The sequence below is a fragment of the Pseudomonas sp. ChxA genome, from assembly GCF_030263855.1.
GTDB classification, from domain to species: Bacteria; Pseudomonadota; Gammaproteobacteria; order Pseudomonadales; family Pseudomonadaceae; genus Aquipseudomonas; species Aquipseudomonas fluorescens_CB.
In genome coordinates, this window is sequence record NZ_JARPMK010000005.1 from 140649 (window position 1) to 166990 (window position 26342).

At 51.2% G+C, this 26342-nt stretch carries 27 protein-coding genes; all 27 read right to left on the bottom strand.

The genetic code is table 11. From position 1 onward, the window contains the following. Positions 1–3: 3 nt before the first annotated feature. Positions 4–1344 carry an ATP-binding protein gene (locus P5706_RS35205; RefSeq protein ID WP_011922833.1) on the bottom strand — a complete coding sequence of 447 codons (1341 nt, stop codon included), beginning with the start codon at positions 1342–1344 and terminating at the stop codon, positions 4–6. Positions 1345–1370: 26 nt separating this feature from the next. After that, positions 1371–2066, bottom strand: coding sequence for a SprT family zinc-dependent metalloprotease (locus P5706_RS35210; protein WP_078465854.1), 696 nt, complete (start codon positions 2064–2066; stop codon positions 1371–1373). Between the two features lie 39 nt (positions 2067–2105). Next, a complete protein-coding gene (locus P5706_RS35215) occupies positions 2106–3017 on the bottom strand; it encodes a hypothetical protein (RefSeq protein WP_078465855.1) in 912 nt (303 codons plus the stop codon). Then, a complete protein-coding gene (locus tag P5706_RS35220; RefSeq protein ID WP_078465856.1) occupies positions 3007–3924 on the bottom strand; it encodes a hypothetical protein in 918 nt (305 codons plus the stop codon). The genes P5706_RS35215 and P5706_RS35220 overlap by 11 nt, the downstream gene beginning before the upstream one ends. Positions 3925–4107: 183 nt before the next feature. Next, a complete protein-coding gene (locus tag P5706_RS35225; protein ID WP_078465857.1) occupies positions 4108–4479 on the bottom strand; it encodes a hypothetical protein in 372 nt (123 codons plus the stop codon). Between the two features lie 120 nt (positions 4480–4599). Further along, positions 4600–5214: a hypothetical protein gene (locus P5706_RS35230; protein WP_011922828.1), complete on the bottom strand. Its 615-nt coding sequence runs from the start codon at positions 5212–5214 to the stop codon at positions 4600–4602. Positions 5215–5309: 95 nt separating this feature from the next. Beyond that, positions 5310–6230, bottom strand: a complete 921-nt coding sequence (locus tag P5706_RS35235) for a hypothetical protein (protein WP_102047736.1) — start codon at positions 6228–6230, stop codon at positions 5310–5312. A gap of 73 nt (positions 6231–6303) precedes the next feature. Then, positions 6304–7548, bottom strand: a complete 1245-nt coding sequence (locus P5706_RS35240) for a DUF3150 domain-containing protein (RefSeq protein WP_078465858.1) — start codon at positions 7546–7548, stop codon at positions 6304–6306. A gap of 334 nt (positions 7549–7882) precedes the next feature. After that, positions 7883–9033 (bottom strand): IS3 family transposase gene (locus P5706_RS35245; protein ID WP_285685348.1). Its coding sequence is split into 2 segments (ribosomal slippage): positions 7883–8799 and positions 8799–9033, totalling 1152 coding nucleotides; the frame shifts between segments, so codons are not numbered across the junction. A gap of 310 nt (positions 9034–9343) precedes the next feature. Next, entirely contained in the window at positions 9344–9610 is a 267-nt protein-coding gene (locus P5706_RS35250; protein ID WP_078465859.1) for a hypothetical protein, read from the bottom strand. Positions 9611–9711: 101 nt separating this feature from the next. Continuing rightward, positions 9712–11766, bottom strand: coding sequence for a hypothetical protein (locus P5706_RS35255; RefSeq protein WP_161952144.1), 2055 nt, complete (start codon positions 11764–11766; stop codon positions 9712–9714). Positions 11767–11768: 2 nt separating this feature from the next. After that, positions 11769–11984, bottom strand: coding sequence for a hypothetical protein (locus P5706_RS35260; RefSeq protein ID WP_078465861.1), 216 nt, complete (start codon positions 11982–11984; stop codon positions 11769–11771). 160 nt (positions 11985–12144) lie between these two features. Next, positions 12145–12366 carry a hypothetical protein gene (locus tag P5706_RS35265; protein WP_007250479.1) on the bottom strand — a complete coding sequence of 74 codons (222 nt, stop codon included), beginning with the start codon at positions 12364–12366 and terminating at the stop codon, positions 12145–12147. Positions 12367–12526: 160 nt separating this feature from the next. Continuing rightward, a complete protein-coding gene (locus P5706_RS35270) occupies positions 12527–13345 on the bottom strand; it encodes a hypothetical protein (RefSeq protein ID WP_011922822.1) in 819 nt (272 codons plus the stop codon). 15 nt (positions 13346–13360) lie between these two features. Next, the gene (locus P5706_RS35275) at positions 13361–14530 is read right to left on the bottom strand and encodes an AAA family ATPase (RefSeq protein ID WP_230383540.1); all 1170 of its coding nucleotides are present in this window, start codon (positions 14528–14530) and stop codon (positions 13361–13363) included. A 161-nt stretch (positions 14531–14691) separates the two neighbouring features. Further along, complete coding sequence (locus P5706_RS35280) at positions 14692–14982, bottom strand: hypothetical protein (protein WP_078465862.1); 291 nt, start codon at positions 14980–14982, stop codon at positions 14692–14694. 305 nt (positions 14983–15287) lie between these two features. Continuing rightward, the gene (locus tag P5706_RS35285) at positions 15288–15719 is read right to left on the bottom strand and encodes a hypothetical protein (protein WP_078465863.1); all 432 of its coding nucleotides are present in this window, start codon (positions 15717–15719) and stop codon (positions 15288–15290) included. Between the two features lie 125 nt (positions 15720–15844). Then, entirely contained in the window at positions 15845–16216 is a 372-nt protein-coding gene (locus P5706_RS35290; RefSeq protein WP_153045958.1) for a hypothetical protein, read from the bottom strand. Positions 16217–16497: 281 nt separating this feature from the next. Continuing rightward, positions 16498–16752, bottom strand: coding sequence for a hypothetical protein (locus P5706_RS35295; protein WP_078465865.1), 255 nt, complete (start codon positions 16750–16752; stop codon positions 16498–16500). 117 nt (positions 16753–16869) lie between these two features. Continuing rightward, on the bottom strand, positions 16870–17328 hold the full coding sequence (locus tag P5706_RS35300) for a hypothetical protein (RefSeq protein WP_078465866.1): 459 nt from the start codon (positions 17326–17328) through the stop codon (positions 16870–16872). Positions 17329–17388: 60 nt separating this feature from the next. Further along, positions 17389–18333 carry a PD-(D/E)XK nuclease family protein gene (locus P5706_RS35305; protein WP_011922816.1) on the bottom strand — a complete coding sequence of 315 codons (945 nt, stop codon included), beginning with the start codon at positions 18331–18333 and terminating at the stop codon, positions 17389–17391. Between the two features lie 73 nt (positions 18334–18406). Further along, entirely contained in the window at positions 18407–18565 is a 159-nt protein-coding gene (locus P5706_RS35310; RefSeq protein WP_155007399.1) for a hypothetical protein, read from the bottom strand. Between the two features lie 435 nt (positions 18566–19000). Beyond that, complete coding sequence (locus P5706_RS35315; RefSeq protein WP_078465867.1) at positions 19001–20257, bottom strand: DUF7146 domain-containing protein; 1257 nt, start codon at positions 20255–20257, stop codon at positions 19001–19003. Between the two features lie 1097 nt (positions 20258–21354). Further along, entirely contained in the window at positions 21355–22566 is a 1212-nt protein-coding gene (locus tag P5706_RS35320; protein ID WP_078465868.1) for a ParB/RepB/Spo0J family partition protein, read from the bottom strand. Next, entirely contained in the window at positions 22566–23417 is an 852-nt protein-coding gene (locus P5706_RS35325; protein ID WP_011922811.1) for a ParA family protein, read from the bottom strand. Before P5706_RS35325 ends, P5706_RS35320 begins: the two co-directional genes overlap by 1 nt. Positions 23418–23563: 146 nt before the next feature. Next, on the bottom strand, positions 23564–25279 hold the full coding sequence (locus tag P5706_RS35330) for a hypothetical protein (RefSeq protein WP_078465869.1): 1716 nt from the start codon (positions 25277–25279) through the stop codon (positions 23564–23566). 68 nt (positions 25280–25347) lie between these two features. After that, the gene (locus P5706_RS35335) at positions 25348–26208 is read right to left on the bottom strand and encodes a ParB/RepB/Spo0J family partition protein (protein WP_011923275.1); all 861 of its coding nucleotides are present in this window, start codon (positions 26206–26208) and stop codon (positions 25348–25350) included. Positions 26209–26342 lie beyond the last annotated feature (134 nt).

The window sequence follows — 26342 nt, forward strand, 5'->3', positions numbered from 1 at the left end:
CAATCACCGGAAATGGTTCACGAGCGAGTATGGACCTCCGGTACCGAACAAAAGGTTCTCGCGCGGCAGGAGAGATTTCAGCAAGGTCGGACGAACACCAAACAGCTTCGTTATTTCTTGGTACGAGGCATCAGGGGTCTTGAGCAGGAAAAACGTTGCAAAGTTCTTGAGCAGATCTTTGGTGACCTGGTCGGGCTGCTGCACACCACACCAGACGCCAACACCATAGCCTCGACCTTCCGTACCGATTCGGTTAAACGGACTTATTGGAGAGACGGAGATTTCCTTGATGTGTTTACCCTCGTCCGCAATGAGGATGTGAGCTGGAAATTTAGGGTTGAAGGCGTTGTTACGCTTGGTCTCCATTACCCCCATTGCGAATACCTGGCTTGCGATAATCCGCATGATCACTTGCTGGTGAGCTGGGCTCAGAGCGGTGAGATCATAGCGGTTGATTTTTCCCTGCCTCGGCTTAGACGGATTGCCGGTGAACAGCCTGCTATCAACCATCCCTTGGATGATTGCTTTGAGACTGTATAGAGTTTCCTTTGACCAATGTTCCCAGTCGCTACGGGCGCCATTTCGATTTGTGAGGGCATCGAAGTTGATAAGCTTTGAAGCATGACCTTTTAGCGTGTCCTCAAGGGTCGCTCGAATTTCGTGAACTCGCTCCTCAATTGCTGAATTAGGCTCCTCATCGATCTTCATCTTCCGGATGTCTTTTTCAGCCTGGTTTTTGGCCTGGCCAAAGGCCTTAAAGATGTCCGCAACGGTGGTGGTGTCCATTCCCCCAGTGAGGGCATTAAAGATCAAATCGATCTCACCAAGCACGTCGATCAAGGTTGGAGATTGCCGCGCCCAAGTCTCAGGGTCATCGTGGTCGATTCCTGACTTCGTGTAGACCGTCTTTAGAATCTCGATGAGGTAGTTCAGCTGCTTCGGGCCTGCCTGCGGGTTGAAGACCTTAACAAGCTCTTTAACGTACTCAATTGTACGCACGACTCCCCCACCCTCCTCTGTCCGCGGGACCTGCAGCGGATTGAGCGAGCAGCCGTCTTGGTAGTAGTTGAACTTGATCTCATTAAAGTCTTCAGGGTGGAGCATATGCCCCAAGCCCGTAGCCTCAAAGTTCGAATGCGCGAAGTCACCCTTAATGTCGATAACGTGTAGGGTCGTACCTCGCACATACACATTTGCTGCCATGTGATGGATCGTATGTGTCTTACCGGCACCCGACCCCCCAAGGAAAATGATGTTGAAATTGGTGACCGACGGATACGACCATATTTTGGGTTCGCCAGTCTTCGCGTCCACACCGATATGGATGTCTACGAAATGGTCCAACCCACTCCCGCGAGATACGCCTTGTGCTAACGCTGAAGGTGCGTGTGCTGAAGCTTGATGCATTTGATTTTCTCTAAGAATTTTAGGTCAGCGGCGATGCGCTGCGGAATTGAATCGCCCTGAAACCGGACGTAGGGAAACTTGCAGGTGGTGCACTTCAGCTCTTCGTTACGCAATTTGGCTGAATTACCTGGGGTGTCGGCAATCACATCGATTGACTCATCATCCCCGCATTCACACTCAACCAGGATGCCGCTCTTGCTCAACCGTACTGCTCGATCATCAAACTCACCCCGAACCTTGGCCAATGGCTCAATGTCCTGATCGAAACCACCTACGAGGTCGATGAAGATGTCGCTCCAAGCCTCGTCATGTGGTTTCTGAATTTCGACGCCATCAACCTTGGACTTCACACCATGTAAGACGTGAGCTAACTCATGGGGGATAACCTCTCTGATCATCACCTCGAAGTCCTGCATCAAGAATAAGGCCTGCAGGTTTAGCTTCACGATACCGTGGGGCTGCCCCCGTATCAGCATGACGTCTAGGTTTGATGAGGAGTGGTCGCTCAATGAGTAGTCGAACCGGAGATCGATCCACACGTCCTCACCAGGAAAGCCAACCTTCTGCAAAAGCCGACTAACCTCTTTGGCCGCATGTATCTCCCGGGCGTACTCAGCGTTGTGCTGATAAATCAGTGGGAATTTCAGATTCTCGTTCATACCCCAATAGTGGGACTGGACTGCCCCATTTTGGAGAAGTCACCTGGTCGAGGGGTGAAGCAAGCCGTAAATCTTGTCCCACTCAGTGAAGTCACCAACGTTGCCGGCTTTCACAAAACGATCCATGGCATCGACTGGACCATTCTGAATGTGCTCGATCGTACCGATGTCTTTGCGTGGCCATCTATTCTTTCCAACTGCGAAAACGGCCTTCTTGGCCTTCTCAATGTCGACCTCTAGGAGACACTCACCATTGGCAGGAATAGAGCCCAAAGGAGGCTCTGCGGGGAGCTCAGTTGGTTCGGGAACCACATTGACCAGGGATGGTGTGCCAGTGGTCGCGGTGCATGAAGTTGGGGTGCTCATGCGAGGCTTCATGTGGGCTAGAAGAGCAGTATCACTCAATGATGGATAAAGCAGCTTGGCTAGCCCCAGGCAGTGCAGCTGCAGATGGAAAATGTCGGTGTCGGATAGCCCAACCAAAATAGACCTAGCACTACCATCCGAGTCATTTTCGAAGGCACGTATGCTAAGTGGGAATTCAAGGTCTGTCTCAAAGCCTGTCACCCGTTTCTTGGGAGCACCCGGCCGAATAATCTCATAGGTGAAATTGGGGGTATCGCCGGCTAACCATGCATAGAGTGATCTCACTCCACCCATGTCGAGAGTTAAGGAGATTTTTTGCATATCATCTTGCAAAAGAAACGTGCCCTTAACCTTCCGACTGAACACAAGCTTCAACCCAACGTGAACCTTAATTGCACGGCCCGCCTCGAAATCGTTCCTCAAGTAGAGGGCAACTCCAAGCCCCGCATTACTGAAAACCTGGTAGGTGCTCAGATGTCTACCTGTTCTAGGCTTTGCGGGGTTTACAGGGTTAAAACTCCAACCGGCCTCATCCATTGAACCCTTCAGGTAAGTTCGATGGACTGTCTCGAAGTCAATCAGCAAAAGACCTCCTCCTCGCGAAGCGGCGCTTGTGGAACCACAGAAGCCCAAGCGCCCCGAAAAGCCATACCGAGTGTGCTGCTGCACAAAGGATGTAGAAGGACCTCAGAATAACGGTATGGGCGCGGACACCATATCTACTGTCACCGATCACCCAGAAATGGCTGCCCTTCTTGTACACAAGCACCGCCATCGTTCCATTAGATACAAGATCATTGTCGGAGCCAAAAGTCGTACCCAGCTCTGCTATCGGTTCTGACTTAAGCATCTCAATGCGCGCCCTGACTTGATCCCGAATGTAGGGATTGAATGCTGACGGCTCAAAGGTATCGCCTTGCCAGCAAACTAGACTACTTTCGCCACAGACCCGATCCATCTCAGCGGGCACCGCTACTGCCGCAACATTGCCCCAGGCAATGCTGAAATTCCAGCCTGGCAGAATTGTCTGCACAAGCAGCATGTGGAACAAAAGCGTTGTCGCTACCACGGTGCATTGAGCACTGAAAATCATGATCCGATCAAGCGTGCGCCATTGCTTCACGACCACCGTAACGCCGACCCCGAGTAGTGAGACAGCAGCCAGGGCGAGATTTAGGAACTGTGGGTTTACTGATGGTCCGAAGATCAAATGGGCAAGCGTGTAGTTTTCACCCTGATGCCATAAAAGCAAGACGACAAAAAACGCACCGAGTCCGCTTTTGGCGTTCAGTGTCCGACGAAAAATCATGGCTATCGATAGAGCAAAGGATAGGTAAATCAAGAGGTGAGAGTAATCGACGATCCAGTCGAAAATGTTGCCGGTGAACCAGTCACGGATGTAAGTGTACGAGAGGGAGAAATGGTCGAGATCAATGCTGCGGTCAGAGGCATCCTCGGTCCACATGATCTTGAAAAACTCTCTGTTAGACATTGGCAAGCGGCTTCTCAGTATGGGCGGTCACCTATGCTGCCGGTGAGGTCCTAAGATCGCTAGTCAAAATGGGGTAGGGAAAGTACAGGAGGCGTAAGGGCCGACTGCTCGGCCCTCGGTGCGTGTCCAGGTACACGCACGCCGGATGAGGTTGCGCCAGCAGAAGCAAGCGAGGAAGTAGGCTCACTTGCTTGAATACTGGAGCATCGAACCGCCAAGTATCGGCGGTAGGGTCTCGTTCTCGACGTTGCCCATAAATGAGTTACAGAAACTGATGTCCGCAAAGAGTACCAGTACGTGGTACCCAGGGTTGGCCATCTCGTCTTCTTGACTGAAGGCATAGTACCCAGTTCCTGGATGGTACCCGTGCAGCTCATTATTCCATTTCTCCATGGTATCGCGAACGAATTCAAGCGGCAGGGAGTCTTGGAAGTAAAGCTTGGGTGCCTCAGGCCGAGCAAGAATGCACTCTGCGCCGTAGCGAAAATGGCCCTCGAACGAAAAGCCTAAGTCTGTAACAAACTGGGGGGAATTGTCGCTAACGTGATCGTACATCGTGACACCTCATCGTCTGATTTCTGGGGCGGGCGCCACCTCCAATCAACCTCCAGAGGAAGATGCTTGGAGGTGACGCCCGCCCCTTCCGTCAGTCGGAAGAAGCGGGTCACCAATCAGTTAGAACAGCGCAGCCACGGCAGCTTCAAGAAAGCTCAAGGCCATCTGAAAAATGCCGTACACAACGCCCCCGATAGCTAAGTACCAACCGAGTGCCCGAGCCGTACGGCTAGAAGCATCAACGTCTTGATACATATGATAAAACTCCTGGTCACCGAGGTTGGCGGGGCCAACAAACAGCTTGAGTTCGGTCTCCTGGTTTTTAGGAATACCCAAAGCCTTTTTCGCGTCATAGTTCAACGCAATAGAGTCTTTGGTCAGCTGCTTTTCACCAGCTATGGTCGGTACGCCCTGGGCTCGGATCATCAAGAACTTACCGTTCTCAGCGTTGTAGATCTTGATCAGACCTTTACGGCTGACCAATCCAGTACGCCCTTTCCCAGTGCTACTACCAATGTGCATGTTTGAGAGCCGAGCAATACTTAACTCAGCATCAGCACCGCGTAGTGAGAAGCAATGCGTGACCTCAATGTTTTGAACCGGCTTACGAGCAGCAAAGTGCGTCTGAAGTGGACGTGGGTCAAAGACCTTCATGACCAACCAGAGGAATTTTGCTGCCTTGAGCACAGCTACGTCGAACATTGGGACCAGCTTAGCTTTGATATTTGCTTTCATGATTTTCTCCTACTGAGGGCCGGACCTCAGCTCGCACACCGTTTGGTGGCTAATGAATTATGGAGAGGACGCCGGCAGCGCCCCTCGAACATCAGTTAGTCAAAATCGTAAGAGAAGTCGTCAGACTCGAAAGCATCCATAAGAGCTTTAGATACTGGTTTTCTTCTCCCGCCCTTACTCGCAATGACTTCATCTGCTTCGTCGTCAAACTCAGCGAGATCTGCATTGAGCTCAGGCTCAGGTACGAATTCGTCTTCGACCTGTGCAGGCTCTTGCACGTCATCCACCGCCGGCACGCAACTGACCTCAACTGTCACGGAAGCAGGAACCACAAGTGGCTCGGCAACCTTGACGGGTTTAGATACAGCTTCGATCGGAGGTAGACCCTTTGCAGCACGTTGCTTGGCACGCATTTCACGCATCTGATCCCGCTTGGTAAGAGACCGGATGGTGTCCCCCGTGCGGGTGTTGTCGATGAAGTCGTGTTGGGCAAGAACTTGAAGGAAAGCTTTGAGGCAATATTGGTGGTCCTCATCGGCGTCCATCATTCTCAACCGAACGTCTAGGACGATAATTGAGTTGATGACCAACCAGGAGCAAGGGTCATGGAACAGCGGTTCGATTGCAGACCTCGCGGAGGTCAGCACAAGCTGCTTATTCAGATCCCGGAAAAGGCTGCCCTTCTCCCCATAACATTTGGCGCCTTTGAATGGCTTACCAACGCGCCGGTATTGAAACCCGAACGTGTCGTTTAACCACTGCCCATTCTTCACGAGAGGTTCGAGCCCTAGAGCCTTTTCCAATCGCTCAATCGTTGCGTTGTCAGATCGAGTATCAGATGTGGCCATAACCTCAGCCACGTTTTCCTTATCAACCTGAACAGCACCGGGCAGATATCCAGAGGTCGACCACAGAGCCTTACGATCAAAAACCAGCCGGGTGGCGGTAGCTTTTCGGTCGGACTGTTTTCTAACGGATGGTGTGCGAATTACTTCGCCGAACAGATCAGTTTGCATAGCGCGCTCCAAATTGGGCGCACCACTCCCCTAACGGGTGTGGTGGCCCGTCAGGGGTGGGAAGTTTCGAAATTTAGAAGTAGAAAGCGAGCGAACCGGGGTTAGCGGTTTGCTGGGCAGATACGCTTGATTCAACGGCCGGGACCGCCTGCTCTAGCTTCACATCAGCAGCTTGTGCAGCTACGGCTGGAGCCGCAGCTTCTTCAACAGGAGCAGCCACAGAAGTGACTTCAGTTGTTGTCGAGGCAACCGCGGGGGCGGTCGCTACATTTTGCTGTTGAGCTACATCGCCCTGGACAGGAGCGCTTGCAGTGTTGCCCTGGGGAGCCGAGGCACCCAACAAGGTTTGCTGCGCTGTACTCACAACAGAGATCAATGGCAAGCCTTTGGTCAGGTGATCAACGACTTTCCGTTGGTCACGTAATGCAAGCAGGCACTGTTCAAAGTTGGTGAACTCAGGAGCACTCATGAACCCAGACTCAGGCAGCTTTTCCAACTCAGCCGAAAGGGCGTCGTGGAGCGGCTTGATCAGCGGATGAATGAAGGCCAGCGGAACCAGCTTTTCAGTCATCGCTTTAGCACGACGAATCGTGCGAGGGTTCAATTTGATCTCGCCAGTGCTAGTGGTCCGATCCTTACTGTCTACAAGCTTCCAAATTGCATACGCTTCAGCACAAACATGCTGAACGCAGGCACCCATCACCCCTTCACGAAGAGCCACAACGCTGTCGCGCTGGGCCTTGTAAAGCTTGGTATTAAAGTTCGCATCGTCCAGCTGGATAATGTGAACGCTGTACGCAAAGGTGAGGTTCTTAGCTACTTCCTCCCACGTTGGTTGACGCTTGACCAGTGCTGCCATCAGTTTCGAGACAGTGAGTTGATCTGCGCCACCTTTAATTGCTTTGGCACCCAATTCGAGCAAGTGCTTTCGGCACATGTCGGTGTAGCGCGCCTCATCAGTTGCCAACAGCTCATCCCATTTAACTTCCAATGCATCAAGTTCTTCTGCCTTCTCAACTGCCGAAGCGATGGTGTTAATACCGCCGAGATCAGTTTTGATGGAGCCGAGCTTGTCCAGCACCTCTTCCGCTTGTTCGCGAATGCGGTGGTATGGACGCAGAAAGTCCTTAGGGAAGATTTTCTCACAGAGCAGTTTACGTGCCTCCTTCGGCAGCTCTCCAACCACAACGTCAATGTCTTTCATGTCGATCTGACGATCTTCAGAAATGCACTTGATTTGATGATTTAGAACAGCAACCTCAGTTTCAGCAGTTTGAGCAACGATCTGAACAGAGCTGTTTACGTTTGCAATAGTCATGGTATTTCTCTCGCACCCGCCGGACCACGGGGCAAATTTAATTAACACCCGGGGCCGGAGCCGGGTGTGTATCGAGCAATAAACTCGAGCAAACACCCGGCGTAAGCCGGATGTTTGATCCAGCTCACTAGGAGGAGAAGAGGCCCGATATCGGGCCTCCCTGACTTATTGGCCGAAGCCGAATTCGTCAGGTTTAACGGTATGACTAAAGCGAGCCTGTGCGTTAAGTCCGATCGAGAACCACTCGGTGAGGAGAGGGAATCGCTCGAACTCTGGTGGGGTCAGTGCTCCCGGAGGGGCATTGAATCCAGCATTGTGAATCGCCCCGGATTCTTTAGACACCTTGCAAACTCATTGCGTAACGTTTTTCAAACTCTACCGGTGACAGCTGATTGTTGAAACCATGGCGGCGTTTTGCGTTGTAGAACATCTCGATGTAATCGAACACATCACTCCGAGCATCTTCCCGCGTGATGTAGATTTTTCGCTTGATCCGTTCCCGTTTCAGAAGCTGGAAAAAGCTCTCGGCCACGGCGTTGTCATGACAATTGCCTCGGCGGCTCATGCTGGCGACCAAATTGTTTGCCTTCAAAAAGCTGCGCCAATCGGAGCTGCTGTACTGGCTGCCCTGGTCGGAGTGAACCATCACCTCCTGTTTCGGTTTTCGCCTCCAAACCGCCATCAATAACGCATCAATGGCCAAATCACTGGTCATCTGCGATTTCATTGACCAGCCGACGACCTGACGAGAAAACAGATCCAGCACGACCGCCAAATACAGCCAGCCTTCATACGTGCGAATGTAGGTGATGTCGGTGACCCAAACTTTGTTGGGTTCTACGACATCAAACTGGCGCTTCAGCAAATTGGGTGAGGCGACCGCTGGCTTACCGCCGTACTTGCTAGGGCGGCGTCGATACCCTGTCTGAGAGCGCAAACCTTCAAGACGCATCAGCCTCGCCACACGATGCCGACCACAATCTTCACCGACCTCGCGCAGGTCGTCATGGATTTTGCGATAGCCATAAACTCCGCCGCTCTCCAGCCACGAGTGCTTGATCAAACCCAGCAATCGCTGGTCGTCTTTAGCGCGTGCAGATTGCGGCTCAGACAACCAAGCGTAATAACCACTGGGATGGACTTTCAGCGTCAGGCAAAGCCGTCGAATGGAATAGTCGCCCGCGCGCTGCTTGATAAAGGCGTACTTCAGCCGCACTCCTTGGCAAAGTACGCGGCGGCCTTTTTTAAGATGTCTCGCTCTTCAGTGACCCGCTTGAGTTCCGCTCGCAGACGACGCAGTTCAGCGTGCTGATCATCGTCTTGCTGCCGTTCTGCCTGAGGTTTGCTGTAGCGCTTTATCCAGGCATAGAGGCTATGCGTCGACACGCCAAGACGCGCCGCTACGTCAGCGACGGGAAGCTTCTTTTCGGTCACTTGATTGACCGCTTGGATTTTGAATTCTTCGGGATAACGTGGGTTGCTCATGGCACCTCCTGATTGGCCTCAGTTTAAGGCATGGAGGTGTCTACGAAACCCGGGGCGATTCATTGCACGCTGCACAGATAGCGGCCTTTTCATCAGGCGCGCCACCGTTAGGAGCTATGTTCGTTAATGCGCTTACAGCGGTATCTACTAGGTCCATGATGGATCTCACTCCCGCCGTGTCGGGGTATTTGGTTTTCAAACACCTGGTCACGGGGCCAGGTGGAATCGAGATCGATGTCTCGAAAATCACCCAGCTAGGTCTGCCCGAAGGCCGTCCTGGTTGAGATAAGGCTCTAGAGAGCCTTCAGCTTCACTTCGCGGATTTCTCAGCGAGACGCTTAGCTGCTTCTTCCTTTTGATCGCGCTCACAAGCGGCTTTCCACCCAGCATTCCAGCCTTTCAGCAGAACAGGAGTGGTTTTAATCACGTCCGGTGCACCCCATGGATAACCATGGAAACCAGCTGAGTAACCGTGACCCTCTACTGTTTCCAGAGAGATTTCACCGGGCTCTAAAACGTGATCATTGAACGCCGAAATTGCTACTTCGACGTAGTCGTAGTTGATTAGACCGGACATAACTTCCTCGCACCCTAGTTGGGGCATTTATGAAAAACGCCCAGGGCTACCCGGGCGTTCTGAGGCAAGACCTCGGAATACCCAGGTGGGTACAGTGATTGTTACATCAACAGTTTTCTGGCTTCAGCCAGTAGAACAGGTGTTACCTCAACACTCGAAGCTGCTACTGCATATGGGATACGAGCCTCAGTGAGCCAGTCTGTACGGACCTTTTCTCCAATGACCAGATACACCACACGAACACCACTGCTTTCGCAGAAGCGGGTCATTTCAACAGCCTTGGCAACGTTGCCAGGGGCACCATCCGTGAGGACAAACATCACCTTACGGTTGGCTTCGTGGCACACCAGTCGACGCCCTGCATGGAATACAGCCTCTCCAATAGGGGTGTGACCGCCGCCCGCCACTTTCCTGAGTCCGCCAATGCGGTTGATTGCAGTTTTAGAGGAATCGCCGAAGCAGCGAGCCATAGAAATCAGCTCGCCGCCTTTAGGTGCGAACCCAAGAATCTCGCGAGGGCAACCGATCTGGTCGAAGACCTTCTCAAGGAGCATCACGGATTCAAGGATCGAACGAAGAGTGCTTGGAGCCTCAGCGGCCTCAAACTGGTCCTTCTCACCTTTGGCGAAATCTTTATCGGCTTTATCCTGAGTAGAGCTGGATAGGTCGACAACAATTGAGATTGCGGTAGTAGGACGTTGAGCTTCCTCACTTTGAGTGAAAACGCGAACATCGCCCAGGCCTACACGGTAGAGATGGTTTTGCCCCAGCTGACCGCGAGTAGTCGTAAACGACTCTGCTTCCTGCTGTTGCATCAGTAAGCCTTTCAGCTTACTAGCTAGCACTTGAGACCTACGCCCCAAACGCTTTTCCATATCGCGGGCCTCAGAAATGTCTTCGGGGCATACCGTCATCCCGTCGACCTTCTCCTTGTTGCCAGCGCCTCCACCGAAGCCCTTACCTGCTTTACCTGGTGCTTGATCCAGTTTGCCGTCAATGACGCAATCAGGAGCCAGCGATTGGCCTTTGTAGTCAGGGTTGGTACCGCTTTGTACAGACTTGGAGACAGACTTGACGGCGTCACCGTCGTCAAATACTTCTTTGTCGCCGAGGCCAGTGGTATTGAGAATCTCGTCAACGATTGATTTCAGGGAGCGACCATCAGCCGCCTGTGAACCGCCGGTTTGACCCGCATTACCATCAGTTGTACCAGCCTGTGTACCAGTTTGGCCATCAGGCCCAGTAGCGCCATTACCTGGGGACTGCTCATCACCATTGCCTTTCCCGCTGTCAGCACCATCACTGTCCTGAGACTGTTTTGGGTCCTGGCCGCCGTCTTTGCTCGGTTCAGATGGATCCTCAGGTTCCAAATCGCCAGTGGTACCTTCAGTGCCACCGTCCTGTTTGGGCTCCCCATTCGAACCTGAATCGTCAGCAGGTGATGATTGCTCACCTCCCTTCGACTCCTCAGGTTGACCCTCATCCTTCTTCTCTTCATCTTCACCAAGCGCTTTCAGCATCGCAATGATCCGCAGCGTCAAGCTGCCAGCATCTTGAGTTGATTGCACATTTGGGAATTCGTTGATCAGAATTTCATTGAGATTGCCACGAACGTGATCAGCATGAGCACCGAAGTGCTTATTGAAGTTAGCCTCGATTACCGCGAACGGGTCACGATACTCACTCCACCGATCGGTACGTAAGTAGCAAAGGGAATAGCAGGCAACCGCTTCAGCAACAGAATTGCTGCCGTCACGGAATCGCTTGCGTTCAAACAGGATGCTCGCCTTACGCCGGAAATAGATTTCGGCTTCTCGGGTCGCTTGTGCTTGTTTGTACTCCATGTAGACGTCGTCCAATGCATTGAGCAGGAAGCGGGCGAAATCGCCATGCTTCGCAGCAAATGCCTGGAAGAAAACCACATCAGAGAATTGGATGTGCCCAACCTCGTGGAAGCCAAAGGCTTTCGTAAGGTCAAGATCATCTTTAGTCAGGTTCATAGGCAGGCTTGGAAGGTAGACACGTCGACCGTCCGTACGGGGTTGCTCATCCTTACCAAAGACGAACTCGATCCCCGAGTTTGAAGCCAAGACCCGAAAGAACGAGATCCAGCCTTGAGTGATTGCATTTTTGCTGAAGTTCATCATTGCAGACATGGTCATTCTCCGATTCGGATTGCTTTAGCTTTCTGATCGTGCAGCACTGCGTTGCCACGCAGCTTCGCGATAGAAGCTGTGGGAACGCGGTGTTGCGTGTGAATGACAAGATCGGCGTGATGAGAAGCCAGCTTCCGGTATGCCAGAGCCATGCGGCGGTGGTAACGGATCATCACGAATTTGGAAACAGCCTGCGCTACGGTTTTGAACAGTTTCATGGTGTTGCCTCGCACCCGCCGGACCTCGGGGCATAAAAGATCTACACCCGGGGCCGGAGCCGGGTGACGTTGAGTTCGAAGAACTCGACAAACACCCAGCCAGAGCTGGATTTCAACTCTCAGAGCAAGAGGCCGCCCGTTAGGGCAGCCCGTAAAACTGTTAAACCTTACCCTGCAGCAAATCAGCTTCCAGCTTGTGACGGAGAGCCTGGTGGCTCACGTAGTCAATCCGCGGGTGCTCAACTGCTGCAAGGGCCAGACGCTCAGCCAAACGGCTAAAACGTGCGGCCTGCGCTTCGTGATAAGTACGCAGAACGATGCCAATCCAGAACAAATCCAGAGCAGCGTCAACGCGAGTGATTGCTTTCATCAATGCTTTCATATTTGGAGCCTCTTACCTGCCGTGCACAGGAACAAATTTGGTTTCAACCCGGGCACGGTGCCGGGTCGTGTGAGCTCAGTGAACTCGAACAAAAACCCGGCGTGAGCTGGGATTTTGGTCCAACTCACTAAAGAGGTGCGGTCCATTGAGGACCGCATTTTCAACAATAAAAATCTACTGCACTGAAGACTTTCGTCGCCTGTACAGGGATCGTTTGGTCTAGCTTGAGAACACTGCTGAGAACTTCAGGGTGATCCTGATACCACTGAAGATGTTTCACATCAGCGGCAATGAACGGATTCGATTCGAGAAAGCGCCAGTTCTGATCAGATGTAAGCTCGATCACCGCGCCCGCCTTGATGGCCCCTTGCAGAAATGCTCGAACGTACACATCAAGAACGGTTTCGCGAGTGCGCAGATGCAACAACCCACGCCCATCAGGGAGAAGGTAATTGTCATCCAGCATTCCGCGGTTCTCGCAAAGCTCCTTCGCCTTCGTGGTCATGATTTCCCATAACCGTTCAGGCACAAATCCAAACCTGATGATTTGAGCCCCAAGGCGCATCTCAACAAATTTGTCATCGTCATAGCTCTGTAGCTGGACATCAGCATGTGACAAGACCTCATGAACTGCCCGCAACCTGGCAAGCCCGGCTGCGAACTGATCTTTGGCCATAGTCTTCACACGTGCGTAAAAGCCTCTCAACACCAGAGGGAATTCCTCATGGTGAAGATCTGCTGGCACCTGCAATTTGCTGGCAGTGAATGCAGTGTCGAGATAACCGTCAGCTCTCGCCTCAGAAACCATCTCGCACATAAATTCCCATGCATCGTGAGAGCTGCTTGCAGCTCCCTCCAAACGCTTAGTGATCTTAGGTTCGCCTTGAACCATTTGACCCTCGAACATGATGCTTTCGCGCGTCCCAGCCGGCAGGAAGCCGGCCAGGAAACTTCCATTGGGGTTCACAACGTAAAACATGGCGAACTCCTTTGGTTAGGCGGCTGCTGCTTTTGAGGCAGCTACACTTTTGGTGATGAAATCGTCCGCGATCGACGTAACCGAATAAGCATGCTCTTCAGGCAAAATCAGGTCGCGGCTGAATGTTGACTTGAACAACTCAATAGCCAGCACTCGGTCGGTTTCTTCAAGATTGGTGTAGATAGAATCCACGAAGGACTCATCAGTGTCGCCGTACATCATCCACTTGTAAGCCCAACGCTGAATCTCGCGGAACGAGATATTGTCGCAGGCTTCTTCCATGGCGAACGCTTTACGAAAACGGAAAGCGAACTCTACGAGTTGATGGATGAACATGTCATCCATTGGGGTCAGCTCACGCTTGGCAGCGTAGGCATCTGCAGCACCTTTGAGGGCTTTCATTTCCTCTTCAGGTGTCATGAAGCCCACCTTGAAGCTGGTCATGCGACTACGAACAGCAGCGTTCTGAGCGTTGACACCGGCGAACCGGGCATCGCTCTGCTGCTTACCACCAGTGTTATCGGTCGCGAACAACCGGAACATTGGGTGTTTAACGATAGTCATCCCGCCGTCCACGTTCAAAAGATCACGTGGGTTGAGCGTAGGATCAATACCGTGGTGTTTCAGGTTGATTACCCCGTCACCCTGAAGGATGTCGTTGACACCAACCATAACACCGGGACGCAGTGTGCAGATCTCGTCGATGAGGCATGTCAAGCCAGTGCGATACGCATAGCTCAAAACACCATCGAACTCTTCAACGTCACCACCCTTGATGGTTTTGCAACCAAGCAAGTGAGTGTCGTCGATGCCATTGCTGCCAGTGATAGCGATCATCGGCTTCTTCAGGCGATTGTGCATCTGTGTAACCAAGGAGGATTTACCTGTCCCTTTGTCACCTACCAGCATAAAGCTGGTATCACCACCCTTCATGCTCAACAGGATCCGGCGAACCAGGCTCTTGTTGAAGACATGATCATCGTTACCCTTCGGCACTAGAGGATGGTCCCCAACGAAGACAGGCAGTTGCCCTACTCCCTTGAGTTCCTCAGAGAAGCCAAAAAGCTCGTGAGCCATGACCATTTTAACCGGCTGCGAAGCCAGGGATTCACGGTGCATCGCTTCGATATCAGCAACAGTGCGAGCAGCTACGGTGTTGGTTACAGCGTTAGTTACGTTAGTCATTTTAAAAGCCTCTCACCCGCCGGACCACGGGGAATCTTTAAGTAACACCCGGGGCCGGAGCCGGGTGCGAATCGAGTAGTGAACTCGAGCAAACACCCAGCGTGAGCTGGAGGTTTGATCCAGATCACTAGGAGAAAGGACGCCCGGATAGGGCGTCCGAATTACAGAAGAATGAGATGTGTACCCACACCCAATTGGACCGGGCATGAGTAGTCGCCACCTTCAATCTCAGTGAGATCGAAGGAGTGCAGTTGACCCATCCATTTCAGCTTCAGCGTAAGAACGTTGCCGTTCATGCTCAGCTGCGTGCCGGTGTACATAGCAACCTCTTCAAGGTACTGCTGGAACTCAACTTTCGAGATCCTGCAGCCCGTGGAAGCGCGACGAACGTTCAGCAACGTTTCGGTAGCGATACCAGTAAAACCTGGTAGCCATTCGGCAGATATAGACATTTTGGTTCCTCGCCGGCAGTCGCCGGGATTCAAAATCCAGGCGAAATGCCAACGAGCTAACCGTCTGAGATTTACTCAGACTGGTTGAGCAGACCAGATATAACTTGGTGGTAAATGACGAAGCTGAGTGGTCACTTCATCGTAAGATCCCTTTCGGTGATACTCACAATTCGAATTCCCATCCCATACTTTAATCAGCCACATATTTATTTCCCTTACCTACTAAATGCATGCGAAAGCACACACGGTCGAATGTTTAAAACATCCGGCAAGGCCGGATGCTTTATCCAGCCCTAATGCAAGGGTTACCCCGCTTCGCGAATTCCCAAAGGAATCGCATCCTCATCCCAGAAGTGATGAAGGATCATTCCAGCGCTTAACTGATCCCGAGAAACACCCAAGCGCGCAGCAAGTGCGAACTCAGACATTCCACCGACAGATAATCGGTTAGCTTCGGCCCAGAAGGCCCTATCAGGTAGGTGCTGCACTTCCATCAGAGGTAGTGAAACTACAACTGAAGCATTGATGGATTGCGACACCGCCGGAGCGTCATGCGACACCCCATGAGCAAAACCTTTCGCCCATTCAGCATGGTTGAAAGTGTTTGTCTCAAAAGGGTTGCTGGTGAAGCCCGCTTTGAGGTTAGCAGCCTGGCGGCCAGCCTCCCAAGGAGTGACTAGATCGTTAGCGAGGGCGATAAACCATACGAGGTCACCGCGAAAATTCATGTTGTTCATTGCAAAACTCTCCTACCCGCTGCAGACGGGAGATTAAAAAAAACGCCCGTCTGCAGACCGGGCGTGGAATTGCCGACGCCCGGCAACAGCAAAGCTGTGCCGGACGTTTTCACGACCAGACAGCGTTAGCTGTTTAGATACCCGTAGTGCTTCATTTCCATCTCTGCAGCTGCGACAGCTATCGAGAGAATTTCACCGGTCATCACGCTAGCGACTGAAAGCCACCAAGGTAGATGGATACCGTTGAAAAAGAGGATATAGAGCGTAAAACCAGTCACCCCCCATTTGAAAACCTTAGCCAGCCATACCGACACGAATGTAGGTACAACTAACCAGTGCCTCATAGGTCGCTCAGAAGTGATCGTCGATGCAAGAAGCACGAAGACCAGGACCAAGCGGTACTGATGATAGATTTTAATCAGTGCTTTCATAGGAGCGAGCCCTTTCTGAAATCCTGATAAACGAGTTTGTTGATTTTTGCAGTTTTGATAAAACATATATTCACCATTATTATTAGATTTTGTTTTTATAGAGTGCTGCGCCCTCCCAAAACCTAACAACCCAAAGGGGATTGTTAGGGCCCCTGGGCGGTGAATCCTTGCAGCTCCCTCAGTTACGAGGGGTGTGTCTGAACGGAATAAAACGCTTTCCGTTTGCTTCGCAGTGATCGCAACGTAACCATACTAAAAAAGCCATGATCAATACCGCTATGATTGCTGTGGAAGACATGGTCAGTTCCTTAAGTGAGTTAATGAAAGTTTTCATCTCACCATTACACTTAAGGGCCATGACCTTTTCTTTTCTTGCCGCGTAGGGACTTACGCTTACGCGCTCTCCGCTGCTGCAATTTCATTTTTCTGCTCTTCTCCTTTGAGGAAGTTGAAGACTTGGTCAGCATTACTGCGACCATCAGTACCGAAATCAGAAAAACAATCTTCTGTTCCTTAACAGTCCACCCTTCAAACAAGGAGGCAGAGACAGTACCCATGATAGCTGACACAATTGCCAGCATCAGGTTTTTGATGTATGACATCAGTACCTCCAGTGACGCCGTCGCGCGTTAGTTGATAACACTCCCGGGGCGTCCCGCCGGAAGTATTTACTTCCGGCCCGAGGGCTGGATTTAGCCCATCGTCTGATGGAAAACTATTTAACCGACATTAGCTTCAATGAAGTCTATAGCAAGTTGATTCTTTTGATGCTGACGCACGGCAACTCGTCTCTCCAGTCTGTCACGCAATGTAGTGCGTAGCGCTTCATACTGATGAGGACCTACCTTACGAACCCAAGAACTAAGGTAATGCTGTCCTTCGAACTCCTTCCGAAGTTCGGATGATAGGAGTCTATGGGTCAAAACCTGTGAATTGGGACACCAAACCACGTTGATCCCTTCCGCACCGTCTGAACTTTCGATCAGTTCGGTGTGTTGGGATATGTACATTTGCCGCTCCATTTGGCTCATCTTTTGCAGTGCCTCACAAAGATGATCACCTTGCGCAAGATATTTGATCAAGACAAACTGACCAATCTTGCGGTTAGAGTCTTCCTCTTTACGGCGCTTATCGACGGCACGTTGAGCATACCGCTCCATACGAACTGACTCTTTCATTTGTCACTCCGAAGGGCAGCATTACCCTGGGGGCAGTTGTGCCCCACTAGGTAGGATGATTTAGACCAGATCAGCAATTGTTAGCCCACCTGGTATTCTGTAGCCACGCTTTGAACCTTCCAGACACAGCCCAGCGAAATCACAACGAGTTTGACTATCACAGGGAGAGTTGTAAGCAGCACCAGACGTTCGATGAAACTCACCACGTCTAATACGGCCAGCAACTACACGAGCGTAGTCGAATGCTTCTTCAACATCACTACGTGTACGCTTGGTCCATTGCACTGGCTGCCACATGGCTTTTACAAGAGACTCGGAATCAGGTTTTGACATACTCGGCTTTAGCCCTGAGGCAAAACCACACGCTGTCGGTTCCTTAATCCCAAGAGACTCACACGCTAAACGTACAGCTTCCCAGTAAAACGTCAGTTGCAAAGCGATGCCTGCAAATAAAGCGCCTTCCTTAGTAGCTGCCGTTTTCCAGTCAAGAATGACTGTATCCCCTTTAGATGCGATAAGAACACCATTGAAAATGATGTCCCTTTCCGCAACACCAACAAAGTCGATGACCAGGTTGATGTAGGTATTGTGTGAAATCCTTAGCCGAAAAGCTCCCTCAATGATCAAAGGTCGAAGACCCAGATTCTCGAAAAACGATGGGAACTGATCTGCTAGACGCTTGCCGATTGCTTCGTTAACCTCGCGCGTCTTTGACTTTGCCATGCTGATTAAGCCTGACATAGACAAACGGAAAAACTCATCTGAGAAGTGCTTTCCCATTTGATCGCGGTCGATATAACCTTTGATATAACCTTCTATTACCCAGTGCAAGGCAGAACCAAACACAAGATTCAAAGGTGTAGCCATTGGTTTTATACGAGCTCGGTAATAGCCAAGTGAACGTTGGCAGACCTGAGATTTCAAAATCTGCGTAGGTGACATATCAACAACAAAGTCATCAGAGACAGGGTTGAAAATATATGTCGGATTAAGATATGCAGTCATGCTCTCACCTATTTACGGCGCACACGACTAACCCAAGGGCAGTGTGAGTGCCCTTGAGGGAAATAATATTTAGTTAAAAAGGAGAATCGTCAGACTCTTCCTTTTCATCCTTCAAATCAAAATTACCTTCGTGTTCGTGCGACAAAAAGCGTGCTTTCGCTTGCTCAAATGAATCGCCTGAAGGTGTCCTCCAAATTGGAGGGACACTCACGAGTTCAACTTCGTTCGACATGAAGAACCTCCTATATCCCTGACTGCACCAGGAATAAGCTCATAGAGATTACCCGTGCAGGGGAGTTGGCATGAAGCCGGAGGAGCCATTATCAGAGCAAGAAAGCGCTGAGATGGCAGAGATACAAAATCCTGGGACAAATCTACTGAAGCGCGAACGCAGCAGGAAATGCCTAGTACCTCGAATATGGAAACGTCAAAAGACGGGTCCAAAATGGTTCCAGCAATGTCTGTGCTCAACAAGCCAAGAATTAGCATGACTTGAATCACACCCTGAAAAACCTCATAGAAATGCTACGACGTAGATCAGGTTAGCTCTCGAGGAGGGCTAGTAGGACGGGTTAATGCTGACTCACCTCTGATCGGCCGTCAAGCCAAAATGACAGCATAAAAAAACCCTCTGGCAGCAATAGCTGGCCAGAGGGTTGTTTTGTAGTCACGCCACTTTAGCCTCAGCCAAAAAGGTCTCTTTCGGGATCTTCTTAACGTGGCCTGTAGGTGTAAACACACCGCCTTCGAGAGCACGGGTACGCAGGTAGTCAAAACGCTCAGTCAGGGGCATCTCCAGCACCTTCTCATTGACCGCGATGTCCTCCCAGTCAGGACCTTTCGCTTCCTTGGTGGGGTTCGTATCGGGGATCATGAGACATACGCGAAAGCCTGCACGCATCAGCTCGATGAAGAGCTTGTACATGTAGGTCTGACCTGCACCATGCTTTTCGCTAACTTCGTTGTAAGGGTCGTGATCGGCCCAAAGCACAACGTCGTCAAACTCATCACGGTTGACGTAGAGACCAGGCAAAGACGTGCAGCTATTAGCAGCCCGTACGCTTTCACCTGTAACCAGATGAAGCGCCCATCCTTTTTCGACACCTTCACATATGTGCAAGGTTCTGCACTCTGGGACGGTGGCAATAGCAACGGGTGTCTTCGACCAGTTGTCCAAACCTGAGCAAACCTTCTTAGGCTTCGAAACCAGGGGGTGATCAAGCTTGAATCCGTCCTGAGTGAGGAAGATGCGATGAAGGTTCATCACCCTACCCTGCCCATTACGAAATGCAGACACGATCGCCGGGAACCTTCCTACCAGTTCCTTGATCCGGACTTTGTTCTCCACACGAGTGCGGTAGTACGGAAGAGCTGGATGGAATTTAACATCGCCAATGGCTTTGTTGAGTGGGATTCCGCGGCGACGGAAGTACAACCGTCCGACTGCAGCATCAGGATGACCAAGCGGAAGCAGATCCTTGACAATCTGTTTCATCGAAGCCGCCTTAATTGCATTGTCTTCAGCAGTTGAACGAGGACGCTGACGCTTAGGAGCCGGAGCTTCTTTAGCCTTATACGCCTCACTACCGCCACCAAACGCCCGCTTAATCTCTTTACAGACATCGACAAAATTACTGCCAACACCTGCTTGAATAAGCAGATCAAACTGACTCCATCCGTCCTGGTTGCAGGAGCAAATGGCCCGGCCTTCATGGTCCGCCTTTTCGGAAAACCTGAAGGAGTCACGACCGCCGCCTTCCCGATGACGCTCTGGGAAAGGACAATCTACGCCGTGACCATGATGTCGAATTGCGGGCGCGAGGATAGGGGCTACACGTTCGATGACGTTTAACCAACCACCAGCGTGCTTAACAATATCGGCAACCTCGTCCTTCAAAGGAAGACGTTTTTGACTATCTGACATGGCTGTATCTCCTTGAAAAATGAGGCAGCCATGTCCCAAGGGGCATTAGGCGTGCCCTTGAGGGTGTGTGTTACGTGAATACGGATTTTTAAAGAGCCCTAGCGCAGCAAATAGCTGTACGAGGAACCTTCGACAGAGTTCGATGCGAAATGCGCATGCGAAAAACTGACAAAAAGATCACCTATGACGCTAAAGCTGTCGGAACTCGTATTCAAGGACACGATGTACCAGAAACGCAAAAAGCCCTGACGCGAACGCCAGGGCCTGTTGGGATTGCTTTCGCCTGGGTACCGCTCCTACAGCCTTGAGAAAAGCTGTACGAGGGGTACCCAGACAGAGTCATAGATGCAAAGAAAACGCTCTAAACCTACATCACGAAGTGTGGTGCGGGCGAAATACACGACTATGAACTGCGCATCAAGAGCTGATAACCAGCAAAGAGCAGCGGCGAACACGGTGGCATAGTCCTGAGGTTTTCAGTATCGACAAACGATAAGGTAGTCGAAACACATCTCTCTGAGGAGATTTGATACTGCATCAGAGATGTCATAGTTTTTAAGATCGGGACGGCGAACTGCGACAAGATAGTGATGAATGGTGAGTGCGAAAGGACACACACACAAACGTCAAAATCCAAGCAGACCGACCACATGCAAGTGAAAGCACAGATGGGCAATGAGCGAGGTGACGGATGGATGTGTAAACACCAAACGACAAGTCGCAGGAAGCAATCCTGAGAAAAACCGAAGACAATGACTTTTTAAAGAGCAGATCAGCGAAGCCGAGAGACCTGAAGTCAAAGGCAAGCTGTGAAGCTGAAGCAAGTGCAAAAAAGCAAAAGCAAAAGTCAAAGCAAAAACGATTAGTCAGGCCGGAGGAGAAGTAGCACCTCAGACAGACCACCTAAACAAACCAACGAAATAACGTAGGTCGGAGCAGGCCGTGATCAGCGCTTGAGAAATACTCGAAGCACAGGGAGATCACTAAAAACACCTTCAGGCTACTTTTGCGCAGATTGAGAATCAAGGACGGCATGTCCCAAATCAGGCACAAAAAAAGGGCCGCAGCCCTTTAAATGTTTTCGCATGCGAAATCTTTTAGTCGCCCGACGCTAGCTGAGCAATAGTAATTATTTCGATCTGATCAAGGTCAAACAGAGCTTTTTGCTGCTTGCTTCCATCGAGATACGAAACCATGCCTTTGTTAGGGTTTCCGCAAACCACATTCAGAAGCAACTCGCCGGTGAAGTGCTTCTTGTCAGTGCATACCCGAACCTGCATAACCATCTGATCAGCTGGAATCTCACGGACTTCGCTTTTCCCGAGCTTCTTCGCCTGCTGCCTAGCCGTTGGTGGCGTAGGGTTCAGTTCAGTGTGGCCGGCTCCAGGTTCTGACGGTGTAGTTACTGGTGGCGGAGTCTTTGGGAGGCTTCCTCCGCCGTTTTGTTCTTTTGCAAGGTTATCTTCGCCGCCCTGTTGCGCTTGCGGATCGGATGTTTCGATACCACCCTGCCCTACCCCGCCGGCTTCAACTTCAGTCCCACTTTGATTTGTTGTTAGTGGGTTCACCTGAGATGTTACATGAGGGGGCTCGGATGGTTGTTTAGGCGCAGGCGACCCTTTAGCTGCCTTTAAGTGATCGCGGGCCTCAGAGCGGCTTAAGCCGCCTTCAGACCGTGCTTGATCGATCAGTTGTAAATATAAATCTGGTTTAAGTTCACAAATTTTGGCTAATGACTGAATCAATTCCGAATCAGACGTGATCTCATCATCAATGAGAGCGGCAAGCTCATCAGGTAGGTCAGCAAGTGCCAGGTGTTTAGAAACCCACGATTCGGGCTTGTTGCAATAATCTGCGAGTTCACGGCCGGTGCCTTTCTTGCCCTCTTCCTTCATCTGTTCGCGTAAATCAACCAGCGCGATTGCGACTTCGATCGGGGTAAGCGGTTCACGCTGAATATTCTCAGCCAACTGGCTAGCTGTGGATTTAGACTTTGTTCGAATCGTCGGGTCGACGATAGCTTTGATTTTAAAACCTTCTCCGATGAGCATCGCGGCACGCAGCCGCCGCTCGCCTTTCTGAAGCAGATAAGTGTTAGTGTTTTTGTCTAGAGGCGAAACGATGATCGGAGATTGCTGCTCCTCCTTCATCGATCTCGCCAACTCTTCGATGTTACGAAATTTTTTACGGACCTGTTTTTCTACGCGAATTTGACTTGGGTCCAGCTCGAGAACAGTTCCCTGCTGAGCTCCCTCTGTCAGCGCATTAACGCTGGAAAGGCCTTTAAGACGGGTAAGATCGCGGGCCATTACTTTGTAACTCCTGATTGCTTCGCTACAGCCTTAGCTTGTGGCGGTTGGATCTTAGCACCCACATAACCGCAGATTTCCTGCATGAGAGAAACCATGCTCTTGGCTGTCTCTCGTTGAGCACCTGTTCTTTTGTTCTTCCACACAGGCACTCCATCCCGTAACGCATCATCCACTGCGCCGTTTGTCCCCAAACGAGCTGTCAGGATGTTCACGCCCGCAGCATTAAGCTCGGCCAACGCTTCCGTGTGGGAGTTAACCGGACGGAGCCGGTTACAAATGACGCCGGTCACTTGTAGCCGGTCCGATACATAACGCTGAATCTCAGCCAGAGTTTCAAGAACACTTTCGACCCCTGTTACGGCGAAGGCAGCCATTTCAACAGGAACAAAGATGTAATTGCTGGTGATGCTTGCAGCAGACATCTTGTTGCCGTGGGCTGGAGGCGTATCCATGACGATGTAGTCATACGCATCCAGCATAGGGTCAAGATTTTCGTTGAAATTGATCAGGGCTTTGTCGAAATCCATACGCTCAACGTTGAAGAGCTCGACATCGCGATCAATCGAATAGATCAAATCGACGCCGTCTGGTGTGTCCAGAGGTTTGAGATCAGGCGCAGTGTCGTTGAAAAGATGAACGGAGCGGCAGCCACCTACTCGCTTGGATCGATCGAGGAACCGGCTTGAGAGGTTTCCTTGGCCGTCTAGATCGATAGCTAAGGTTTTGTACCCCTGCTCAGCCAGGTAGCAGCTGAGATGGTAAGCGATGGTGGTTTTGCCAACGCCGCCCTTCTGGTTCTCGATGACAATGACCTTCGCAGGCTTGTGGGTGCGTTTCTTCGGTGACATGACTGGCTCCTTTGCAGATGCAGATCAATGTAACCGCATCGCGGGCATTTTCAAGGATAAAAGCCCGCATGCGCAAATATTTTTTGAATTCTCACGCAATGCGGGATATAGACCAAATAAAAAGATTCTGCATGCGGAATCTTTTTCTATCGAGGAACCTGCGTTTCGCGCACCTTCACATTGGATGAGGCGGTCGTTTTGTTTAAGTACGCAACTCGAGTCGCTGCTTCATCCTTGTCGTAGTAACGACCGCAATAGATGAAAAACTCACCTGCCTTGTTATTCCTGGTAGGCTCGAAATCAGTGATCCCGTATGCCTTCAAAAACTGCTGAAATTTAGTCCAGCTCCCCTCGTCCTTGTACACATAGTAAACGTCGTAGATCGTGCGTGTTTTGGGCGAGACCATCAGAGGGGCTACAGAAGCCTGTGCGGCCGGCATAGAAACTCGTGGACCTCCTGCTAGCACAACGCCACCGATCTCATCGTTCGTGACAACTTTGGGCGTTGCATCTACTTTTGGTTCGAACCTACTAATGGTGAGAACTGGAGCTCCCTTAGCCACAGGAGTAGCAGGCTTTTGAGGCGAGGCTTGTGTTTCAGTTGGGATTTTGGGGGCTGCCTTGGTTTTCATTGTCCCGTTGTAGACGGCCCTTCCGGTTACAACCGGTGCAATCACATCCGCTTTAGCCATTTCAGTGTTTGCTGAAAGCGAAGCTAGCTCTGTCCTTGCTCTTGCTGTGATTTCGTTTTTATCCCGAGCGGATTGCGACTTCACTTCAGCAATCAACTGAGTCTTCCGGACATCCGCCTCTGCGCGAGCACGACTGAACTCGGCATTTTTCGCCTGCACATAGTCAGAGCCTGCTGGGGTAAGACCAGCTTGAGCTGATGATGCCGACGTCTTGAGTTCGCTACTGATCTTAGCGAGCCTATCGACTTCACCCTGGGCGAAGCTCAACTTCGATTCCTGAGTTCGGATTGCAAGCTGATCTTGGCCTTTGACCTTGACCAGGTTGGCTTCGATTACACCAATTTGTCGTTGAAGCTCTGCAATTTTTGCTTCTTCAGCGCTCACATGCATGGAAGCTTCGGCTCGTGCTCTATCTAACGCGGCCGACTCTTGATCACGGCGCTCCTTAGCAAGCCTTTCAGCCTCAGCGTTAGCTAATGCAAGGGTAAATCGTTGATCATCAAACCGCTTTGACTCAGCAAGGCGTTCAGCGCTATCAATACTGCGCCTTCCCTCAATGTCTTGATTGATACGATCCTCAACCTTTGAGAGATCCTTAGCAGCGTTGATCTCTATATCGGCAATCAGCTTAGCGGCTTTGCTGTCCGCTTCTAAGAGCTCCTTATCTCGCCTGTTCTCGATCAATGACTGCTCGATAGCCATGCGAGAGGTAGCTTCAGCAACACGTGACTGAGAGGCTCTTGAGGCCTCCTGGTACTCTTGTATTCGCCCCGCTTCAGTATCAGAAACGGGTGCGTCGGCTAGGCCACTTTCGTAAGCCCTGGCGTTGAGCCTTGCGTCCAAGTCACGCCGTTTCTTTTCCAGATCGTCGATCTGCGTTTGGTAATCGTTGAACCTGCGCTGATAAAGGATCTGTGCTTCTGTGTACTTTTGGGCGCCCAAAGCATCTTGAATGCGATCGTCATACTGGCTCTGCGGTTCAAGGGTCGATAACTCTGACGGCTTGGACGCGTGAGAACCGCATCCCGAAAGCGTCAGCGCCGCGGCCAACAGGGTCAGTTTGAAAAGATTTCGCATGCGGAATGGTCCTGGAGCTGTACCGCTGAGGATCTCCTGCCCAGCATCGCGCTCAGGACTAAAACAATCTATGAGTTCGAGGTGGGAAAGCATCTGCGGGGAATCCATATGTATTTATCTAATAGTGGAGGGCAGGTGTCCCAAAAACATGATGTCGCGGTTCAGTTTTCCAAATCAGAATCGAAGCGGACACCCAATCGGTCTAGAAGGCCGGTAAACGATTCACTTTCGGGTGCGAGAAACCCCAACTGCCAGCTGCCGCCAGGAGTGCGTTTAACAACGCAATCTAGCCCAGTGACCTCTGAAATGTCCCGCTCAAGACGCTTGAGATCAGGATCCGTATCAGACAGCTTAACGGGGGAGGGCTTACGCTGAGTGAGAGCGTTCACTGCCTGCTGAATCTTTTGAACGCTCCATTCAAACCGAACAGCCTTTTCCGCAATGTTTCGTTGATCAGCTTTGTTTTTCAATGAGCAAAGAGGCCGAGCATGACCGTAGGAAAGCCGGGAGCTGATTAGCGAGTCGCGTACTCGAATGTCCAAATCCAGCAAGCGAACATAGTTAGAGATGTGGCTTCGGCTCTTTCCTAGCTGAGTAGCCAGATCGCCATGTGAAAGATTCAGTTCCGTGCAAAGGTCATTGTATGAGGTAGCTTCCTCGATGGGGTTTAGGTCCGTACGCTGAAGATTCTCAACAGCCGAAATGTATGCAGCCTGCTCATAGCTATAGGCACCAACCTCGCATTTCAGGGTTCGAAACCCCAGCCGTTGGCCTGAACGCCATCTACGCTCGCCTGCAATGATGCTGAAGTCACCATCTGGCCGGAAACATACAATCATGGGGACAACGTTCGTTCCCGTTGTCTTCATCGAGTCCGCCAGGTCATCCAAGGACTCTTCACTGAATAGCTTTCGCTTCTGCCAAACCCCAGGGTGAAGCCGCTCGACCTCAATGTTCATGAGGGTTGTAGGTACATCCTGGATACCCAGACAGGACAGCTTTTTCGGATCTAATTGATACACGTGTATCCACTCTGTTCGTCGTGTAACGGATACACAGGTATACCCGACATGAGAATTAATGCAAGGTCAAGCCAAAAATACAATAAACGACAACTCAGCTAAGGCCGAGACTGTGTAGATCTCGTCCTCAAAAA

Bases quoted from the DNA above. Each gene is read 5' to 3' on its own strand.
- P5706_RS35210 (WP_078465854.1), bottom strand. From the start codon at position 2,066: ATGAACGAGAATCTGAAATTCCCACTGATTTATCAGCACAACGCTGAG.
- P5706_RS35220 (WP_078465856.1), bottom strand. From the start codon at position 3,924: ATGTCTAACAGAGAGTTTTTCAAGATCATGTGGACCGAGGATGCCTCT.
- P5706_RS35225 (WP_078465857.1), bottom strand. From the start codon at position 4,479: ATGTACGATCACGTTAGCGACAATTCCCCCCAGTTTGTTACAGACTTA.
- P5706_RS35230 (WP_011922828.1), bottom strand. From the start codon at position 5,214: ATGAAAGCAAATATCAAAGCTAAGCTGGTCCCAATGTTCGACGTAGCT.
- P5706_RS35235 (WP_102047736.1), bottom strand. From the start codon at position 6,230: ATGCAAACTGATCTGTTCGGCGAAGTAATTCGCACACCATCCGTTAGA.
- P5706_RS35240 (WP_078465858.1), bottom strand. From the start codon at position 7,548: ATGACTATTGCAAACGTAAACAGCTCTGTTCAGATCGTTGCTCAAACT.
- P5706_RS35250 (WP_078465859.1), bottom strand. From the start codon at position 9,610: ATGTCCGGTCTAATCAACTACGACTACGTCGAAGTAGCAATTTCGGCG.
- P5706_RS35255 (WP_161952144.1), bottom strand. From the start codon at position 11,766: ATGTCTGCAATGATGAACTTCAGCAAAAATGCAATCACTCAAGGCTGG.
- P5706_RS35260 (WP_078465861.1), bottom strand. From the start codon at position 11,984: ATGAAACTGTTCAAAACCGTAGCGCAGGCTGTTTCCAAATTCGTGATG.
- P5706_RS35265 (WP_007250479.1), bottom strand. From the start codon at position 12,366: ATGAAAGCATTGATGAAAGCAATCACTCGCGTTGACGCTGCTCTGGAT.
- P5706_RS35270 (WP_011922822.1), bottom strand. From the start codon at position 13,345: ATGTTTTACGTTGTGAACCCCAATGGAAGTTTCCTGGCCGGCTTCCTG.
- P5706_RS35275 (WP_230383540.1), bottom strand. From the start codon at position 14,530: ATGACTAACGTAACTAACGCTGTAACCAACACCGTAGCTGCTCGCACT.
- P5706_RS35280 (WP_078465862.1), bottom strand. From the start codon at position 14,982: ATGTCTATATCTGCCGAATGGCTACCAGGTTTTACTGGTATCGCTACC.
- P5706_RS35285 (WP_078465863.1), bottom strand. From the start codon at position 15,719: ATGAACAACATGAATTTTCGCGGTGACCTCGTATGGTTTATCGCCCTC.
- P5706_RS35290 (WP_153045958.1), bottom strand. From the start codon at position 16,216: ATGTTTTATCAAAACTGCAAAAATCAACAAACTCGTTTATCAGGATTT.
- P5706_RS35295 (WP_078465865.1), bottom strand. From the start codon at position 16,752: ATGTCATACATCAAAAACCTGATGCTGGCAATTGTGTCAGCTATCATG.
- P5706_RS35300 (WP_078465866.1), bottom strand. From the start codon at position 17,328: ATGAAAGAGTCAGTTCGTATGGAGCGGTATGCTCAACGTGCCGTCGAT.
- P5706_RS35305 (WP_011922816.1), bottom strand. From the start codon at position 18,333: ATGACTGCATATCTTAATCCGACATATATTTTCAACCCTGTCTCTGAT.
- P5706_RS35310 (WP_155007399.1), bottom strand. From the start codon at position 18,565: ATGTCGAACGAAGTTGAACTCGTGAGTGTCCCTCCAATTTGGAGGACA.
- P5706_RS35315 (WP_078465867.1), bottom strand. From the start codon at position 20,257: ATGTCAGATAGTCAAAAACGTCTTCCTTTGAAGGACGAGGTTGCCGAT.
- P5706_RS35320 (WP_078465868.1), bottom strand. From the start codon at position 22,566: ATGGCCCGCGATCTTACCCGTCTTAAAGGCCTTTCCAGCGTTAATGCG.
- P5706_RS35325 (WP_011922811.1), bottom strand. From the start codon at position 23,417: ATGTCACCGAAGAAACGCACCCACAAGCCTGCGAAGGTCATTGTCATC.
- P5706_RS35330 (WP_078465869.1), bottom strand. From the start codon at position 25,279: ATGCTTTCCCACCTCGAACTCATAGATTGTTTTAGTCCTGAGCGCGAT.